This is a genomic window from Caldithrix sp., assembly GCF_056497305.1.
Genome location: NZ_JBSMDE010000127.1, coordinates 34,183 through 51,907, shown reverse-complemented (window position 1 = coordinate 51,907; position 17,725 = coordinate 34,183). Strand labels below are relative to the sequence as shown.

13 protein-coding genes are annotated in these 17,725 nt (G+C 45.1%); 8 read left to right on the top strand and 5 right to left on the bottom strand.

Annotated features, from left to right (window positions below):
* Positions 1 to 515: 515 nt before the first annotated feature.
* The 3 genes from ACWB0I_RS10620 to ACWB0I_RS10610 all read left to right on the top strand — a co-directional run bounded on the left by ACWB0I_RS10620 (position 516) and on the right by ACWB0I_RS10610 (position 3,612).
* Positions 516 to 1,868 carry an alpha/beta hydrolase gene (locus ACWB0I_RS10620; RefSeq protein WP_479388037.1) on the top strand — a complete coding sequence of 451 codons (1,353 nt, stop codon included), beginning with the start codon at positions 516 to 518 and terminating at the stop codon, positions 1,866 to 1,868.
* Positions 1,869 to 2,115: 247 nt separating this feature from the next.
* Positions 2,116 to 2,817, top strand: a complete 702-nt coding sequence (gene sfsA / locus ACWB0I_RS10615) for a DNA/RNA nuclease SfsA (RefSeq protein WP_479388036.1) — start codon at positions 2,116 to 2,118, stop codon at positions 2,815 to 2,817.
* A 3-nt stretch (positions 2,818 to 2,820) separates the two neighbouring features.
* The gene (locus ACWB0I_RS10610; protein ID WP_479388035.1) at positions 2,821 to 3,612 is read left to right on the top strand and encodes an RNA methyltransferase; all 792 of its coding nucleotides are present in this window, start codon (positions 2,821 to 2,823) and stop codon (positions 3,610 to 3,612) included.
* A gap of 354 nt (positions 3,613 to 3,966) precedes the next feature.
* Here the strand turns inward: ACWB0I_RS10610 and ACWB0I_RS10605 are convergent, their stop codons facing one another.
* Positions 3,967 to 5,739, bottom strand: a complete 1,773-nt coding sequence (locus ACWB0I_RS10605) for a choline/carnitine O-acyltransferase (RefSeq protein ID WP_479388034.1) — start codon at positions 5,737 to 5,739, stop codon at positions 3,967 to 3,969.
* 57 nt (positions 5,740 to 5,796) lie between these two features.
* On the bottom strand, positions 5,797 to 7,143 hold the full coding sequence (locus ACWB0I_RS10600; protein WP_479388033.1) for a sodium-dependent transporter: 1,347 nt from the start codon (positions 7,141 to 7,143) through the stop codon (positions 5,797 to 5,799).
* A gap of 1,189 nt (positions 7,144 to 8,332) precedes the next feature.
* Here ACWB0I_RS10600 and ACWB0I_RS10595 point away from each other — a divergent pair.
* Together ACWB0I_RS10595 and ACWB0I_RS10590 are read left to right on the top strand one after the other, a co-directional pair.
* Entirely contained in the window at positions 8,333 to 9,241 is a 909-nt protein-coding gene (locus ACWB0I_RS10595; protein WP_479388032.1) for a proline dehydrogenase family protein, read from the top strand.
* A 40-nt stretch (positions 9,242 to 9,281) separates the two neighbouring features.
* Positions 9,282 to 9,806, top strand: coding sequence for an NADPH-dependent FMN reductase (locus tag ACWB0I_RS10590; protein WP_479388031.1), 525 nt, complete (start codon positions 9,282 to 9,284; stop codon positions 9,804 to 9,806).
* Positions 9,807 to 10,410: 604 nt separating this feature from the next.
* On the opposite strand, the gene ACWB0I_RS10585 is transcribed toward ACWB0I_RS10590, so the two are convergent.
* A complete protein-coding gene (locus ACWB0I_RS10585; RefSeq protein WP_479388030.1) occupies positions 10,411 to 12,222 on the bottom strand; it encodes a TonB-dependent receptor plug domain-containing protein in 1,812 nt (603 codons plus the stop codon).
* 200 nt (positions 12,223 to 12,422) lie between these two features.
* Between ACWB0I_RS10585 and ACWB0I_RS10580 the strand changes: the two genes are divergently transcribed.
* From ACWB0I_RS10580 to mnmL, 3 genes are read left to right on the top strand one after another with little or no spacing between them, the layout of a single operon-like run.
* Positions 12,423 to 13,271 (top strand): EamA family transporter, encoded by an 849-nt coding sequence (locus ACWB0I_RS10580; RefSeq protein WP_479388029.1) that lies wholly within the window; start codon positions 12,423 to 12,425, stop codon positions 13,269 to 13,271.
* 37 nt (positions 13,272 to 13,308) lie between these two features.
* Positions 13,309 to 13,497, top strand: a complete 189-nt coding sequence (locus tag ACWB0I_RS10575; RefSeq protein ID WP_479388028.1) for a hypothetical protein — start codon at positions 13,309 to 13,311, stop codon at positions 13,495 to 13,497.
* A 26-nt stretch (positions 13,498 to 13,523) separates the two neighbouring features.
* Complete coding sequence (gene mnmL, locus ACWB0I_RS10570; RefSeq protein WP_479388027.1) at positions 13,524 to 14,489, top strand: tRNA modification radical SAM protein MnmL/YtqA; 966 nt, start codon at positions 13,524 to 13,526, stop codon at positions 14,487 to 14,489.
* Between the two features lie 674 nt (positions 14,490 to 15,163).
* On the opposite strand, the gene lpdA is transcribed toward mnmL, so the two are convergent.
* Entirely contained in the window at positions 15,164 to 16,555 is a 1,392-nt protein-coding gene (gene lpdA / locus ACWB0I_RS10565) for a dihydrolipoyl dehydrogenase (protein WP_479388026.1), read from the bottom strand.
* A gap of 529 nt (positions 16,556 to 17,084) precedes the next feature.
* Positions 17,085 to 17,720 carry an NUDIX hydrolase gene (locus ACWB0I_RS10560; RefSeq protein WP_479388025.1) on the bottom strand — a complete coding sequence of 212 codons (636 nt, stop codon included), beginning with the start codon at positions 17,718 to 17,720 and terminating at the stop codon, positions 17,085 to 17,087.
* Between the last annotated feature and the right edge of the window lie 5 nt (positions 17,721 to 17,725).

Here is a 17,725-nt window from a genome sequence, read left to right as displayed (position 1 = left end):
ACTTAGAATACTTCCTTCAAAACATCTAATGCTTTAGCGTGCGAAAATTTTATGTAGTGTGAAGAAGCAAAACTGTTGAATTGTTGAATTGTTGAATGGTTTGATGTCCCGTCCCAGAGAATCGCAATTTCCGCTGCGCTCCAACAGGCTAAAGCGGCCGGACAATTAAGAAAATTTCCCACACAAGTCTTCCCCCTCTCCCAGATTTTTATTCTGGGAGAGGGGGATCGAGGGGGTGAGGGCTAATTCGTGAAATAACTTCTGCTGTTGGAGAAGTAAAGTTAAGAGTATATGAGTGTAAGATTTAAAGGGTTCCGAGGCACCCGCCTGTCATTTTTTAAAGAAGTTTTTTGGTTGCGGCTCTGCTGCCTTAGAGAACTTGCTCTGTGAATCTTCTTTACCTACTTTTTACAAAACATTCTCCTCATTTTTTGAATAAAAATCAGCTAAGGTGATATTTAAAGTAGATATTGTTTTTTGTGGAAGAATTTTACATCTTTATTCTGAAAGGAGGAATGATGAACAAACTTATTTTGTTTTTAATTGCCTGGTTGATGGTCGGCGCAAACGTAGACGCTCAAAAAGTCGAACCGAGCGTTGAATGGCAAAAACCTGTGGCCCTGGCCCAACAATTTGTCGATTTCCTGGCCCAGGCGCAATTTGACAGTGCAGTCAGTTATTTCGATGCCACCATGAGTAAAGCGCTACCAGCAGAAAAACTTAGAAGCACCTGGCAGTCGCTACAGCAACAAATGGGCCCATTTAAGTCGCGTGCTGGTCTGCGCACAGAAACCATTCAAACCTACCGCGTGGTTTACATCACCTGCAACTTTGAAAAAGGTAAGCTGGACGCTAAAATTGTTTTTGATCAGCAGAACAGGATAGCAGGTTTGTTTTTTGTACCTCACCAGCAGGCACAGGGCTGGCAACCTCCGGATTACGTGGATGCAGAGGCCTTCACAGAAATCGATACTTTAGTCATTCCAACGACCTGGCGATTGCCAGCCAGTTTAAGTTTACCCAACGGTCCAGGACCTTTCCCGGCCGTTGTTTTAGTTCATGGTTCCGGTCCCAATGACCGCGACGAAACCATTGGCCCAAACAAGCCCTTTCGCGATTTAGCCTGGGGACTGGCCTCTAAGGGGATTGCTGTACTGCGCTACGAAAAACGTACGCATAAGTATCCTGATATTGTCGATTCTCTTAAAGGCCAGTTTACCCTAATCGAAGAAACAGTGGAAGACGCTCTCTCCGGCGTTTCTTTCTTGCGGGATATTGCCGAAATTGATCCCGAGCAAATCATTGTGCTTGGTCACAGTTTGGGCGGCTATGCCATTCCCCGCATTGCCCGATATTACCCCAGACTGTCCGGGTTTATCATCATGGCCGGTTCCGCCCGACCGCTCACCGATTTATTGCAGGAACAATACCGCTACATCTTTAATCTCGACGGACAAATTACGTCTCCGGAACAGCTCCAACTGCAAAAGATTGATTCACTGATTGCCCTGACAAAAAACCAGAGCTTTTTGAAACAGGCGGAGCCAACTCAACTCATTCTCGGCGCGCCGCCGGCCTATTGGTTGGATCTGAATCAATACGACCCCTTAAAACTGGCCGAACGTCTGCGCAAACCGATTCTGGTTTTGCAGGGGGGACGGGATTACCAGGTGACCAAACGGGATTTCGATTTGTGGAAAGAACATCTGAAACATAATCCCGGCGCCACCTTCAAATATTATTACAATTTGAACCATCTCTTCATGCCAGGCAAGGGTATGGCCACCCCCCAGGAATACGAGGTACCGGGGCACGTCGCCAGACAGGTGATTGAAGACATTGCAGCCTGGATTAAAAAGAATTTCTAACGGGTTGTTGTAAAAAGCGCTCCCCAAAAACACCCCCTTTTTGTTCTCAGCTTCTATTTGCTAATGACCTGGAAATTCTTAAATTCCCTTCTTTAATTAAGTTCAATAGGGCCAGTAAATTTGGCCATCGCCGGCGTTAGTTACTGGAAATCACTCCTCTTGTTTGATCAAAGTGGTTTGTTCCGGTAAAGCGGGCCGGTATGAACATGAAGTTCGTTGTGCAGCAAGCTAAAAAAGAGAAGGGACAATGAAATTTGAACAATCCTTAATAGCAGGGAAATTGATCCGGCGCTACAAGCGTTTTCTGGCTGATATCGAATTGGAAGATGGGCGTGCAATTACCGCGCATTGTCCCAATTCGGGCAGTATGAAATCGTGCGATCAACCAGGCTGGGAAGTGCGCCTCAGTCAGTCGGACAATCCCAAACGCAAATATAAATACACCTGGGAAATGATCCACAATGGCACATGCTGGATTGGCATTAACACCATTCTGGCCAACAAGATCGCTGTGGAAGGTGTGCAAACAGGCGTGATTGAGGAATTACAGGGGTACAGCGCTTGGCGAACCGAAGTGAAATATGGCCAGAATAGTCGCGTTGATCTGTGGTTGTCCAAAAACAGCAAGCAGTGTTTTGTAGAGATCAAAAATGTCACCCTGGTAGAAGAGGATGGCTACTACTACTTTCCGGATGCTGTGACCACGCGCGGTCAAAAACATTTAAAGGAATTGGCCGAAATGGTCAACCAGGGCCACCGGGCAGTCATGCTCTTCCTCATCCAGCGTAGCGATGGCACTGTGTTTAAGCCGGCCGATCACATCGACCCTCAATATGGTCGTTTGTTACGGGAGGTGTACAAACAGGGGGTAGAAATTTTGCCCTACCGGGCCGAAGTTTCACCAAAAGAAATAAAGGTAACACAAAAAATTGATTTTGATCTGGAGTAATCGATGACACAACGGATGCCGCTCAATGAAAAATTTAAGGTCATTCGTCAAAATCTACACTTTGTTCTGGTGGAGCCTGAATCGCCGGGGAATATTGGCTCCGTAGCCCGCGCTCTGAAAACGATGGGTTTTGAAAAGTTGATTTTAATCAATCCCTGCAATCTGAACAACGACGAAGTAAAAATGATGGCCCACCGATCGCTGGACATCGTTCGCCAGGCAAACATCTTTTCCGATTTTGAATCGGCCATCAAAGATATGCGACTGACCGTAGCCACTACCATGCGTAAGCGCCATTTTAAGTTTCCCTTTTTTTCTCCAGAACAAATCGCTGATCGGCTGCTAACGGCTGCCCTGCAACATCCTGTAGCCATTGTCTTTGGCCGGGAGAGTTCCGGATTAACCAACGAAGAAATTTTAAAGTGCCAACTGCACTCTACCATTCCAACGGCCACGCAAAACCCGGCTTTAAATCTCTCCCAGGCCGTAATGATCTATTCTTACACCTTTTTCCAGCACATTCAAAAAACAGAGTTGCAATACGAATACGATCTGGCGTCGCAATACGAACTGGAAAAATTTTACGAACACCTGTCCCGGGCAATTGAGCTGGTAAAGTTTGTTCCACGCGACGGGGTAGATAACTTTGTAACGCGTTTCCGACGTTTAATCGGTCGCTCCATGGCCGAACACCGCGATGTACGTTTGCTGCACAAATTGCTGCAGATTTTCGAAACGCGCATTCAGGATCTGGAAAAAATGAGCGGAAATCCACCCAAACGCAACATTTATTAGAACCACTTTTTACAGTACCCTCCCCTGGATTAAGCTTCGGTAGCTATCCCCTAGTGCATTGTCGGATGGGAAATACAGTGAGTGTGTTGAATATTTCGTTTTCTTAAGATTAGAATACTTAACCTTAAAAGATATAATGCATTAGCGTGCTAAAATTTTTGTGCTGGAGATCCTAACCCCCCGGCCCCCTTCCCTTCTTTTAATAAAGGGAAGGGGGAGCAAATTGTGCCGCTTTTCTGAGTTTTCGCCTTTCATGTCAATAAATTTCATTTTTTTTCGAAATCTTTGTGCTCTCTGTGGTTGATTTTGGTTGCGGCTTTGCTGCCTTAGATTTTTAGGAGAAAAAACATTTTTTTAAACGTTTGATGTAGCAGGATGGCTTTGCTCAATAAACTGCTTTAATTTAAACAGGTTTTCCTTTAAATGACGAGTAATTGTTTCATTTGGGATTTTCCAGCGCAGAGCCGGCATGTAAGTGATTACAATGTGCTCTGGCCAGATTTGATAATGTAAGCCCAAATAGCTCACATAGGGTAAACGAACGCCTGGCCGCCCTACCAGCGGTACCTCGAGATAAATGGCGGGATGGGAGATGAGCACCTGGCGATTTTCCATTGTAATAAGATGAAATTTTCTCAAAAGACGCAACATGGGGAAGATTAAGGTCTGGGCCCACATTCTTTTGATTCGCGTGCTGTTTAAAAAAAAGAGTGTGAGAATATCTGACAAAGCTAATTTTTCACGCGCTTTTTTAACGACCTCTTTTTGCGATTGCAGGGCCTGTAAAAATAGCTGCGCCAGGTTCTGGTCAAATGAAGTAGAGCTTAAAAACTGATCAACAAACCGCTTAACAGGTTCTGTGGAAACAACGGCCGTAGTCAGATCCATGTAACGGTAGTGGGCTAGAGAGACAAATTGATGGATGGCCGGATATTTGTCCAAAAGCTGTTTCATGGTCATTTGCAGAGCAAGCACAAAAACAGGCACGGCGCTCATTCGGTGTGCTTTAAAAAATTGGCGGCCTAATTCTTCGATGACAAAGGTAGCCGGCTGATCCCTATCTTTAATTCGTTCCAGATCATTCTTGCCCATGGTAAAAAGTTTGGGGGGAATGGTCCATTCTAACTTCCTGCACGGTAACCTGCGCTCTTTGGTTTGCTGTTTCATGTTCAGCCCAATCCGGGCTGCTCTCCTCTGAATTTCTGCGCTGCCGCGCATCATTACATTGCCGTCTAAATAAGCGCTGAAATTGCCAATAGCGCAGGCCAGCCCATTGCTGTAAATAACAAGTTGCAGGCTGCTAAACCACCAGCGATTGGCAAATTGGCTATGAGCCCATAAAAATCCCTGTTGCAGTGATGAAGGCGCCGCATCCGGCTCCAGGCAAAGAGTAACAAAGGTGTGTTTCAGCTGGTCCAGATTGGCGGCGTTTTGAGGAGAACGTCTTAAAATTTTGAAAATTTTGCGTTGTAGTGGAGCCGAGGGAGCGCTTAACAAGCCAACAGGGGCTCCTTTTATTTTGCTCTGATCTAAAACATATTGCAAGGTGCTGGCCAAACGCGCATCGAAATCGGGCGCCTGCCAGTCTTCCACCTCAACCAGGTAAAAGTGATTTCGACACAAAACCAGAATTTGATTTTCCTGCGTACTTTTAAAAAGTTCTACGCGTTTGGCCTCAATGACCACGTTAGTGGAAAAAAAGTTGGCATATTGCCCCATTTCCAGGGGCTGGTCGTGCCAGTAATCCTGTTTTAGACGGCCCTGTTTAATATCGATGTAAAATGAGCGGCAGGCTTTGATCAAAGCGATGCTGCGTTGAATGAGATCGTTCTTTTGCGGATCATTTTGTAAAGCCAGGGTGGCAGACACAACAGGGAAAAACAGAGCGCGGCTACGCATATCTGTATGTTGCAGGTAATCTTCCAGATTGCGTTTAAGTTTTTGATAAAATGACAGGAATCCGGTGAGCTTTAATATCGAACGTACAACAACCTGAGCCAGAGCGTTTTGTTTAAGATTTACACTTTCCAGCGAGATCAATTCTTCGCCTGTGGGCAAAGGGATTAGAGGCGGTTTTTTGTAATCAGGATGTTGCTCATAAATATTTTTTGAGCGTACAGAGGCCATGATTTCCCCACGCTCCTAAAATAAACTAATAGAAGATAATACGATCGTGTTACAAAATCAATTAAAAATTCCAAAGAGATTCAGTAAAATAATGAAGATTGACAGGGGGATGATGTAACGCATCATGAAAACCCATAGGTTGAAAAATTTTTTAAAGTTTTGGGAGCCGAGTACCAATTCCTGTCCGGCAATTCTGGCCCCCCAAACCCAGCCAATAAAAATAGAAAGCAAAAGCGCACCAAAAGCCAGTGAGAAATCGCCAAACACAAAACTCATCTGGCTGAGAAAGTCAGGGTCTGCCAGACGTTGTGGAATGATCCCAAAATGGCTAAAGAAATCGTTGGCCCCCTGAGAAAGGGCAGAAGGCAGACCGAGTAAAAAGGCAATGCCGGCTACAATCCAAACAATCTGTTTGCGGTGGGCTCTTTTCTCGTCAACCATAAAAGCAACGGGCACTTCTAATAATGAAATGGTGGAAGTAAGGGCTGCCACAGAGAGTAAAATAAAGAATGCCCCTCCAATTAGCCTACCGGCAGGCATATTCATGAACAATTCGGGTAAAACAACAAAAACCAGCTTCGCTCCGACTTCCGGGTCCTGCCCATTGGCAAACAAGGCCGGAAAAATAATCAGACCCGCCATAAAGGCGATTAACGAATCAAAAAAGACGATGTAGCCGGCAGAGGTGAACAAATCTTCACTTTTGGAAACGTAACTCCCATAGGTAATCATCAAACCCATTCCTAAACTTAAAGAAAAGAAGGCCTGGCCCAGGGCAGCCAGAATAACCGATCCATCAATCTTGGTAAAATCGGGCATTAAATAGAACTTTAGCCCGGCGCCGGAACCGGGTAATGACACGGCATAGACGATTAAGATTAACATTAAAATAAACAAAATGGGCATCAAAATCTTTGACCAGCGCTCAATGCCGCCAGAAACGCCCCCATGGACAATGGCCGCTGTGATTAAAATAAAAAAAGCAAAAAGCAGAGTAACCTGAAGAGGATCAGAAATAAAAGAGAGGAAGTCCCCTGGATTTCCGGCTAACATTTTAAAAATATAGCCTACTGTCCATCCGGCAATCACCCCGTAAAAAGAAAGAATGCCCAGTCCGGTCAGCACTCCTAAATAGCCAACCCCTTTCCAGAGAGATTGGGGTTTGATAGCATCGATGGCGCCCACCGGGTTTTTTTGAGCCGAGCGTCCAAGAGCCAGTTCACCCAACATGTAGGGAAGACCAATTACCACAACAATGAAGAGGTAAATAAGCACAAAAGCAGCGCCGCCATTTTTACCAACAATGTAGGGATAGCGCCAGATATTGCCCAATCCAATGGCCGAACCCGAAGCAGCTAAAATAAAACCAAGTTTGGAACTCCATTCGCCTCTTTGTTGTTGCATAACGGTCCTCCCGATCAACAAGGTTTAAAATGAATGCTTAAATATAAAAAAAATGCCAATTTAATTACAAAATAATATTTGTTCGGTTTTTTTGCCTGGCAGGTAAGCCAATTCCGGGGGATTCTGCAACATTATTAGTTTATGCCTGTAGAGTTCTACAAATCGCGCCTACATGCTATTTTTAATCCTAATTCATCGCGATGAGAAATTTTCTACGCCGTCAAGTTGAATTTCCCCCTCTCCCGATTTTCGCCAGAGGGTGAGGGCTAATTTAAGAAATCCTTATCCCTGGCAGGCAATTTGCAGGCGCAACGTAACTCGAGCTTCAGCTCGAGACTTTGGTAAGGGCAAAGCATTCACAAAGTGCACAAAGATTGCAAATAGAAAATCGCAAAATATCTTAACATATCAGAGTAGAAATCAGCAAAGCTGCACAATTTGCTCCCCCCTTCCCTTTATTAAAAGAAGGGAAGCAGGCGGGGGGATTAGAATACTTCCTTCAAAAGATCTAACGCTTTAGCGTGAGAAAATTTTAATGCTGTTTTAGGGAGGACGTGTTGAAGAGTTGGTTTAAATTATTTTTGCGAATATCTGCGAAATCTGCGTGAAAGATAATTGTGATTAAAACAGTTTCTTGCACTTTTGGTTGCGGCTCTACTGCCTTAGGATCTTCAGCACACAAATTTTCGCATCCCGCTGTGGCGGGACTAGATCTTTTGAGGAAAGTATTCTAAAAAGGTCTGCTTTTCACTTATTTTGTGAAAAAGGTACCGATTTGGTTGAATCTATTATTTTAACCCATTAAATTAGCAGAGCATGGTTTTTTCTTCTGGAAGAGAAAGAAACAATCGTGCAACAGCTTAGGCCTAAAAAGGGGTGTGTCCGGTTTTTTTTACTTTTAGCACCCGGTTTAAAATGAAAGGAAGGCTGGCAGCAGGCCTTTTATTGTCATCAGATAAAATGACAATTTAGGGCCATTACGGCGGGAAGCAGCCAAAGGTCTTTGAGATTAACGCATTTTCTTCCAAAAAAGAACATGACGTTGAATAAAATGTTGAGTTCGGTTTGCAGTTCTCATTTTAATCATGCTGTAGTTTTATTAAATCATGATTTTGATCGAAAATTCAGCCTTATGCAAAAAGAGGAATGAATTAAGAACGGATTAAGTTAAAAACCTGGTGAGGTGCTTATGAAATGGTTAGATCAAATGATCGTCTGGAGTTTACCTTTGGTCCCCAGGCCAATCGTAAAATTCTTTTCCAGAATTTACATTGCTGGTTCCACTTTGGAAGATGGCGTAAGAAAAGTTAAGCAGTTAAATGCTCAGGGAATCATGGCCACCATGGACCTGTTAGGCGAATTTAGTACAGATGAAAAAACCTGTCTGCAGGCAGCCGATTCCTATATTGAGATGTTGCAGACCATCCAGAAAAAGCAATTGGATTCCAATGTTTCGTTAAAGCCCACGCACATGGGCCTGCTCATCAGCGAAGATTTTTGTTATCAGAACATTCGGCGCGTAGTGCAGGAAGCACAAAAGTTGGGCAATTTTGTCCGCATTGATATGGAAGATCATACCACAACTTCGGCCACCATAGAAATGTATTTGAAGCTCAAGGAAGAATTTGGCAGCCAGCATGTTGGCACTGTGATTCAGGCCTATTTGAGAAGAACCATCGATGATATTAATCATTTGATTGAACACAAAGCCAATTTGAGACTGTGTAAGGGGATTTATGTTGAACCCCGAGAAATTGCCTTTAAAGACATGGCGATTATTAATGAGAGTTACAAATACAATCTGGATAAACTACTTTCCAATGGCTGTTACACGGGCATTGCCACCCATGATGAAAAGTTAATCTACCATGCCCTTACTGTGATAGATCGCCTCAAACTGAAAAAAGAAGATTATGAGTTTCAAATGCTTTTAGGCGTCCAGGAAGATTTACGCGATATTCTGGTTAAGGCGGGCCATCGCCTGCGCGTGTACGTTCCATTTGGTAAGGACTGGTACGGTTATTCCACGCGTCGCCTTAAAGAGAATCCACGCATGGCCGGCTATGTTTTTAAACGGATTTTTGGTTTAGGAAAGTAAGGAGCGAAAACTGTCATTGAAGTCAATCAGGAAAGCTTGAATGGATATTCTGATCATTAGCGCCAGCCTGAACAAGAAGAGCCGCAGTTATGTCTTAGCCAGGGCCGCCCATGAGCTTTTTCTCGCTCAAAAGCAAAGGGTTAAGCTCATTGATTTACGCGACTACCAGTTGCCCCTATGTGATGCTGGCGCTTCTTTTGCCCATCCTCAGGTAAAGCAGATACGCCAGAACATTGAGCAGGCAAAGGCGCTAATTGTGGCCGTGCCTATCTACAACTATGATGTCAATGCTGCTTTAAAAAATCTTTTTGATCTGACCGGTTCGGCCTGGGAAAACAAACTGGTCGGCCTGATGGCCGTTGGCGGGGGAAAAGGTAGCTACATGGCGCCCATGAATTTTTTAAATGATTTAATGTTGAATGCCCGTTGTCTGATCATTCCCAGGTACGTTTACGCCCTGGAAAGCGACATCGCCGGAGAAAGCCTTCAAAATGCAGACCTTGAACAGCGCATTGCCGAACTGGTAAATACAACCATCCATCTGGTCGGGCGCCTTTACACATGAGCCGATGGCTTTTTCATCGAACCAACAAGTGCTTCAATCCTTAAAAATCAAGAAAGATTAAAAATAGGCAACTCCTGGGCAGCAGAGCCGCAACCAAAAGACATTTTCACAGGAATTTATGTAACCACAGAGCGCACAGAGAAGCATTTTTAAATTAAAAATTACTAATTAATTTGCGAAGGGGCAACTTATGCCCAGGCGGTGAGGAACCGTGCCGGCATGTCATTCTGAGAATCCCATACATTGGCAGACCATTCGAAAGAGCAATGTAACTCGTGCTTCAATCCGCGACTTTGTACGGGCGAAGCATTTATGGCGAGCTTTTGTTTTAAAACCCATCCCCCCGGCCCTGTTCCCTTTAAAAAAGGGAAGGGGGCTGGGGGGTTAGGATCTTCAGCATAAAAATTTTCGCACGCTAAAGCATTAGATGTTTTGAAGGAAATATTCTAAATTCCAGCCTTTAAAAGAAATTAACCGCATCATCATTTACCCCATCCGAAGTCCAAACCCTGGCTACCCGCGATATCTCTCTACTTTCTAATTGATTGCAAAAACATTCTGACCAATTTGTCTTACCGAAAGTTCGGTCGCTCTCTGAAAACAGTTAAAAGACCTTGAATTGCAGGCCCAGTTTAAACCACCTGCCCGGCTGGGGAATTGAAACAAAATCCTGATACGTTTGATCCAGTAGATTGGTAATCTGGCCAATACATTTTAGTTTATTGAATTGCCAGCTAAATTGCACATCGGCTAAAAGATAATCCGAATAATTAACGCGATTTTCATAGCGCACTTTCCATGACAGGGTAAACATAGGTTTTAAAATGTACTGATCCAGGCTAACAATGAACTGCTGACGTAGATAATTGAACGCATATTTCGACACACGGGCCTGACGAGCTTTGTCAGAATTCAGGTAGCAAAAATCAAAGCGAATCTGTTTGAGCCATCGACTACCTGTGGCCATTTGCGATGAGATTTCCAGGCCTCTGGTTGTTACTTCTAAAACATTTTCAGCCTGCCAGTACGCACCGTCTTCTTCAAACAACCAATCGATCCAATTGGAACCAGAACGGCGAAAGAGCGACAGGGTGCTAAAAGTTCGCTGGGTACGAAAACGGGCGCCAATTTCCGCGTCCCGGCTACGCTCGGGTTTGAGTTGCGGATTGCCCCGGTTGGCCGGACTGGAATAATACAATTCGGTAAACGTTGGCGGTCTAAAACCTGTTGACGCTGAAATGTAAAACGTAAAACGGGGATTAAATTGAAAGCTAACATCCAGGCTGGGATTGATCTGCCATCCCCAGCGGTTAAAGTAGTAAAAAGAACTTCCGAAAACGATGAGCCAGCGCCGGAGAGTAAACTGATGCTCTGCAGAAAAGCCGGCCATATTTCGCTGGTGATTGTTCAAATTGTTGCTGCGAATTGCATTCCACTGCAATTCGGCCTGCAACGCCGTGTGGCCCAGACGACTGGTAAACCGATCGAGCAGCTCAGCGCCCAGAACATCGGTTACATGGTTGTTATGGTACCAGTCAGGCTGTTTGTAATCCAGCCAGAAGTCATCTGTATGGCGCCGCCAGTAGATTTTTGGGGAAAGTGTTGAACATCCCGCGGGCCAGTTAAACTGACCTGCCGCGCTCAAAAAAAGGGTCCTGGTTTTTTCCTGCTGGTTAGGATACGCCGGGTGGTAAAAACGGCTAGCCCCAAAATCTTTAGCCTGGTACGCAGCGGTAACCAAAAAGTCATTTTGCGCCATCTCAACACGGTTTTGGTAGGTCAATGTGCTGATGGTAAAGCTGGTGTTGGGCCGATAACCGGCGCTGTTGGAACGGCTCAGGCTCAACTTGTGTATGGCTTTTAAGGCCTGAAAGTTGTAATTCATGTTCAATTCATTGTAGCGGAAGTCGCCCCCAAACAGCGAAAATTCAAGCCGCTTCTTTGCCGGTTTTTTGGTAACGACATTAATCACCCCGCCCATGGCGCCCGGTCCGTACAGGCGTGAAGCAGCACCCTTTAAGACTTCAATGCGCTCCACATCCTGCAAAGAGATGGCAAGATTCAGGTTGTGATGACCGGTCTGCGGGTCGTTGACCTTTACGCCGTCAATCAAGATGAGGGCCTGTTCGTAACCCGCGCCACGTAGATTGACATCGGCCTGAACGCCCTGGCTGCCGCGTTGTTGCAAATCGACTCCACCGATGTAAGCCAGGGCTTCCTGCACAGAATGCACCGGCATTTGGGCAAGGGCACCCGAATCCAGAACAGAAACCGTACGGGCCGCAAGCATCAGCCTGGAAGGCGTTCTGGAAGCGGTGACCACAATCGGGAATTGCAGTGCAAAAACAATAGAATCATTCTCCTGACTAAACAGGACTGAAATCACCGTAAACAGTAAAAATACCAATCGTTTCATAAAGGACAATCCCCTTTTATTCTAAAAACCAAGATTCTTCGTCGTCCCAATGTTGTTGTCTCCTTACCTTGACAGACAAGTCGTAATTTTGCGGAACTCTATTAAAGGCTGCGAAAGTAAGCAAAAGTAGAGCGCGAATCAATTTTTTTGATTGTAAGCCTAAAAGTTTTAAATTCTGCCCTTTTAATCGTGGGTGAGCTATGATCTATTTGTTTTTGGTTTCATTACTCTGGGCTTTTTCGTTCGGTTTAATTAAAGGGCAGTTAACCTCGCTCGACCCGATTTTTGTGGCTTTCGTCCGTTTACTGCTCTCTTTCTTCGTCTTTTTGCCCTTCTACCACTGGCGACGCATGAAACAGCACATGCCATTAATCCTGATTGGCGCTGTCCAATTCGGATTGATGTACATTTTTTACATCTACTCCTATCAGTGGTTGATGGCCTATCAGGTGGCTTTGTTTACTATTTTTACACCCATTTACGTCACTTTGTTAGCCGATCTTTTTCAAAAGCGATTTCAGATGGTCCATTTTCTGGCGGCCTTACTCTCTGTAATAGGAACCGGGGTCATTTTCTGGCGGGACCTGGGTCAGAATCACTTTTTTGCAGGTTTTGTGCTGGTGCAGCTCTCCAATCTTTGTTTTGCCCTGGGGCAAATTCTTTACAAAAAAATGCGTTCAAAAAGCCAGCATCTTTCTCAGGAAGCTGGCATCTTTGCTGCCCTCTATCTGGGCGCCGTGTTGATCACTGGTCTGTCCAGCGCCTGGAGTACAGACTGGGCCCATCTTTTGCTAACAAAATTTCAAATTCTGACGTTAATATATCTGGGAATAATAGCCTCCGGATTGGGGTTTTTTCTTTGGAACGTCGGAACATTAAAAGTTAACGCCGGAACTCTGGCTGTTTTTAACAATTTAAAAATACCCCTGGCCATCCTAATTGCTGTTTTGATATTTGGAGAAGCAGCCAACTGGGTGCGTTTAGCAATCGGAGGCAGCTTAATCGGCCTGGCTTTATGGTTTAATGAACGATTTGCCAGCGGTAATTAAATAAAGACTGAACGGTTTAATCTAAAAGGATGGGGTAATGCGCTACTATCTTACCTTTAAGCGGCGTTGTCCAAAATGTAAGCGGAATTCTCTGACACGTATTAAACGCCATCAATGGATGCGTTATTTACCGAACAGCAAACATTACGAGTGTGATTTTTGCCGGAGTAATATCGTGTTTCTGGATATTTTCAAAAAATACGCCAAAGAACCGGCTGATTACTAAATTAACCCATAGCATTTGCGAGTTTCATGAACATCAAGATAAACAACAATACCAAAAACGTCTTTCCCTGGGGCACAACCTATCGCTACAATCGATTTGTCGATTTTCAGCGTAGATTGTACGGTCAGCGCGTACAAAAAGTAACGGTTGATGCAGGCTTTACCTGTCCCAATCGCGATGGCACGGTAGCCAGAGGCGGATGCATTTATTGCAACAACGAAAGTTTCAATCCCGGTTACAATTCGGCTTCCAAATCCATTCGGCAACAAATTGAAGAAGGCATCGCCTTCTTGAAGCGGCGCTACAAAAATGTGCAGAAATTTATCGTTTACTTCCAGCCTTACAGCAACACCTACGCTCCGCTCGAAACGCTGCGTCGTTATTACGAAGAGGCCTTAAGCCATCCGGAAGTCATTGGTTTAACCATTGGCACGCGTCCGGATTGCGTGGATGAAGCTAAAATCGCTTACCTGGAGAGCCTGGCCAGAGAATATGACATCACCATTGAATATGGGCTGGAATCCATTTCTGATGAAACCTTAAAAAAGATCAACCGCGGTCACGACGTTCAGTGTTATCTGGACGCTTTAGAATTGACTAAAGACCGGGGGATCAAAATATGCACACACATGATTTTTGGGTTTCCCTGGGAGGATGAGACACTCTGGCTCCAAACGGCTAACTGGCTTTCAGACAAACCGTTTGACTTTTTAAAGATTCATCAGTTGCATGTGGTAAGGGACACTGCCCTGGAAAAGATGTACCGCAAAAATCCGTTTCCGTTGATGGGAGCGGAAGCGTACATCGACTTAATCATCCGCTTTCTGGAAAGACTGAATCCGCGCATCATTATTCAACGCCTGTTTGGAGAGGCTCCGCCCCACACTCTAATCGCTCCCCATTGGGGTGTGCGTAACACCCAGCTTACACAAATGCTGGAGGCCGAAATGGAAAAGCGCAACACCTGGCAGGGTAAACATTGGAACAGTTAAGCTTAAACTTCAATTTTTTTGATGAAGATCCTAAGGCAGCGCAGCCGCAACCAAAAACATTTACGGAGGGATTTAATCAACCACAGAGGGCCCAGAGAAGTCACAAAGTGCGCAAAGAAGGTTTAAATTAAAAATTAATTCCCCTCATCCCCTAACCCCCATCTCAAAAATAAGGCGAGAGGGAAATCTATGCTGGCGGTAGGCTCAGGCTTAACGCTTGCTTTTTAAGCGCACTAACTGTCATTTCACGGAGCGAAAGCGACGGGCAGAGCGGAGAAATCTTTTTCAGGCGTAAGGGCGAAGCATTTTCCTGAAGGTTGTTCCAATCAGCGCAACCTCTTTGTGTATAAGTTAAAATCGCCCTTGAAAAAGACTTTGCCAAAAATGCTTCGCCCTTACAACGTCTCGAGCTGAAGCTCGAGTTACGTCTGCTTAGGAATTGTTTGCCAGTGAAAGGGATTCCTCCCCTGCTGAAGCGGGGAGGAATGACACTCGGTACGGCCCTTCGCCTTTCAGGGCACAACTTGCCCCTTCGCAAAATAATTCGTAATTCGTAATTTTTAATTAAAATTGCTTTTTTGAGCCCTCTTTGACTTCTCGGCGCTCTCTGTGGTTGCTTTAATCCCCGCAGAAATGTTTTTGGTTGCGGCTACGCTGCCTTAGATAAAAAAGCCTTAAATATGAATGGCCCGTTCCTGAGCATCCGCCGCCGCCTCCATAATCATCTCTGAAAGGGTAGGATGGGCATGAATGGTATTAAACAATTCATTGGCTGTGGTTTCCAGGGTTTTGGCAATGCCCAATTCGGCAATCAATTCCGTGGCCTCTGCGCCGATGATATGGGCGCCTAACAACTCTCCGTAGCGCGTATCAAAAATCAATTTCACCAGGCCGTCTCGTTCGCCAATGGCCCGCGCCTTTCCTGATGCCGTGTAAGGAAATTTACCGACTTTTATTTCGAAGCCCTGCTCCACCGCCTGTTTTTCAGTCAATCCAATGCTGGCAACCTGAGGCTTGCAATAGGTGCAGGCCGGGACACTCTGATAATCGATGGCATGAGGATTAAGACCGGCCAATTTTTCTACACAAACGATGCCCTCATGCGAAGCCACATGGGCCAGCAGGGGCGCGCCGATAATATCGCCTATGGCGTAAATGCCCGGCACATTGGTCTGGTACCACTGATCCACCTTTATGAAGCCCTTTTCCAGCTCAACGCCCACAGTCTCCAGATTGAGCCCTTCGACATTACCCTGAATGCCAATAGCCATTAACGCTTTCTCCGCTTCCAGAGCCTGTTCTTCATCGCCTTTTTTAATATGGACGCGTACCCCTTTATCTGTTGGCTCTATTTTTGTTACCATGGTAGAGGTGTGAAACGCTATTTTGCTCTTTTTGAAGCTGCGCTCCAGAATGGTCGAAATTTCTTCATCTTCCAGGGGCAGTAGATGGTCGAGCATTTCTACCATGGTAACGCGGGTTCCGATGGTGTGGTAAAAATAGGCAAACTCCACGCCAATTGCCCCAGCCCCAATAATGATCAACGATTGCGGTTGTTCTTTCAGAGTCATGGCCTGCTTGCTGTTGATGATTTTCTGGCCATCGATTTCTACGCCAGGTATGGTTCGCGGTCGACCGCCCGTAGCCACGATGATGTGTTTAGCTTCAATCTCAGTATTTTTGCCCCGGGCATCGGTGATCTGCAGCCGATTAGGACTTTTAAAACTGGCCGTACCATAAACCACGTCGATCTTGTTTTTTTTCATTAGAAATTCAACGCCTTTGGAATTCATATCCGCCACCTGGCGACTACGTTTAATGATGGCCGGAAAATCGGTTTGCAGCCCATCAACACGGATGCCGAAATTTTTAGCCTGTTGCATCTGTTCAAAGAGCTCAGCGCTCTTTAATAGCGCTTTGGTGGGGATGCAACCCCAATTGAGGCACACGCCTCCCAATTTGTCCTTTTCAATTAAAACAGTTTTCAGATTTAACTGCGCGGCGCGGATGGCAGCCACATAGCCACCAGGGCCGGAGCCAATGATGGCCAGATCATATTTACTCATTCTATTTTCTCCTGTTTTTGTCTCCAAAATAAGTACAAACTTAGACTTTTATTAAAATAAATGCAAGCGCCGCGGGCTGTTCTTTGCCACAAATGGTCAGTAAAAAAATTCAATGGCGACATTGGTGAAAGGGAAATGTCAGTTGCGGTTTCTAAGGCAGCAGAGTCGCAAGCAAAAACACTACCGCAGGGCTTTAAACAACCATAGAGGGCACAGAGAAGCATTTTTAAATTAAAAATTACGAATTACGAATTAATTTGCGAAGGGGCAACTTATGCCCAGGCGGTGAGGAACCGTGCCGGCATGTCATTCTGAAAATCCCTTACATTGGCAGACCATTCGAAAGAGCAACGTAACTCGAGCTTCAGCTCGAGACCTCCCCTGGCGAGGAAAAGTGTATGTGTGTAATAGTTAATTAGTTGAATGGTTGAATCGTTAAATGGTGCTTAATGTGATTCTGATTCCGCTTTAGCGGAATGAGTAATCTTCTACGCTGTCAAGCTGAATTTCCCCCTCGCCCACCTACAAATTACCGCATACAACAGATATTCCGTTCCAGATCAAACACAATACTAAAAAAGTTGCTAAGCAAAAAGCCGGTGACTCCCCAGATCACCTCTTCCTTAAAAGTGTAGTAGTGCAATATCCAGGTTACCCCATCTCTTTGCACCTTGCGCATTTCAAAATTTGCCTCATCCAACAGATGCAAAAGGGGCACTTCGATCAAGTAGTCTATTTCCGCTTCATTAATTTTAAATTCACAGGGAAAGGGAATGGTCCCCACAAATGGCGTGACCAGATAGAGCGTATTGGTTAAAAAGAGATCGGTTTGCCCCAGAATCTGCACTTTTCCCGCCTCTACGCCAATCTCTTCCTCGGTCTCACGCAGAGCAGTCTGTAAAAGGTCCACGTCTGCTTCATCTTTACGACCGCCGGGTAAAGAGATTTGATTTTTGTGGTGTTCCACTTTGTCGGTTCTCCTTGTAAAGAGCAAATAGGGTTCTTGATCTTTAAAAAATAATGGAAAGAGAACGGCGGCCGGATAGCCCTGCACTTTTTGGGTAAACAGAAATTTTCGCGGTTTGTGGACCGTTAAGCGTTTTTGAATATGCGAGATGAGTTCCCTTGGAGAAGAACAGAGTGCCTTAATTTGTTGATTGGTCATTTGCG

Bases quoted from the DNA above. Each gene is read 5' to 3' on its own strand.
- ACWB0I_RS10620 (WP_479388037.1), top strand. From the start codon at position 516: ATGATGAACAAACTTATTTTGTTTTTAATTGCCTGGTTGATGGTCGGC.
- sfsA (WP_479388036.1), top strand. From the start codon at position 2,116: ATGAAATTTGAACAATCCTTAATAGCAGGGAAATTGATCCGGCGCTAC.
- ACWB0I_RS10610 (WP_479388035.1), top strand. From the start codon at position 2,821: ATGACACAACGGATGCCGCTCAATGAAAAATTTAAGGTCATTCGTCAA.
- ACWB0I_RS10605 (WP_479388034.1), bottom strand. From the start codon at position 5,739: ATGGCCTCTGTACGCTCAAAAAATATTTATGAGCAACATCCTGATTAC.
- ACWB0I_RS10600 (WP_479388033.1), bottom strand. From the start codon at position 7,143: ATGCAACAACAAAGAGGCGAATGGAGTTCCAAACTTGGTTTTATTTTA.
- ACWB0I_RS10595 (WP_479388032.1), top strand. From the start codon at position 8,333: ATGAAATGGTTAGATCAAATGATCGTCTGGAGTTTACCTTTGGTCCCC.
- ACWB0I_RS10590 (WP_479388031.1), top strand. From the start codon at position 9,282: ATGGATATTCTGATCATTAGCGCCAGCCTGAACAAGAAGAGCCGCAGT.
- ACWB0I_RS10585 (WP_479388030.1), bottom strand. From the start codon at position 12,222: ATGAAACGATTGGTATTTTTACTGTTTACGGTGATTTCAGTCCTGTTT.
- ACWB0I_RS10580 (WP_479388029.1), top strand. From the start codon at position 12,423: ATGATCTATTTGTTTTTGGTTTCATTACTCTGGGCTTTTTCGTTCGGT.
- ACWB0I_RS10575 (WP_479388028.1), top strand. From the start codon at position 13,309: ATGCGCTACTATCTTACCTTTAAGCGGCGTTGTCCAAAATGTAAGCGG.
- mnmL (WP_479388027.1), top strand. From the start codon at position 13,524: ATGAACATCAAGATAAACAACAATACCAAAAACGTCTTTCCCTGGGGC.
- lpdA (WP_479388026.1), bottom strand. From the start codon at position 16,555: ATGAGTAAATATGATCTGGCCATCATTGGCTCCGGCCCTGGTGGCTAT.
- ACWB0I_RS10560 (WP_479388025.1), bottom strand. From the start codon at position 17,720: ATGACCAATCAACAAATTAAGGCACTCTGTTCTTCTCCAAGGGAACTC.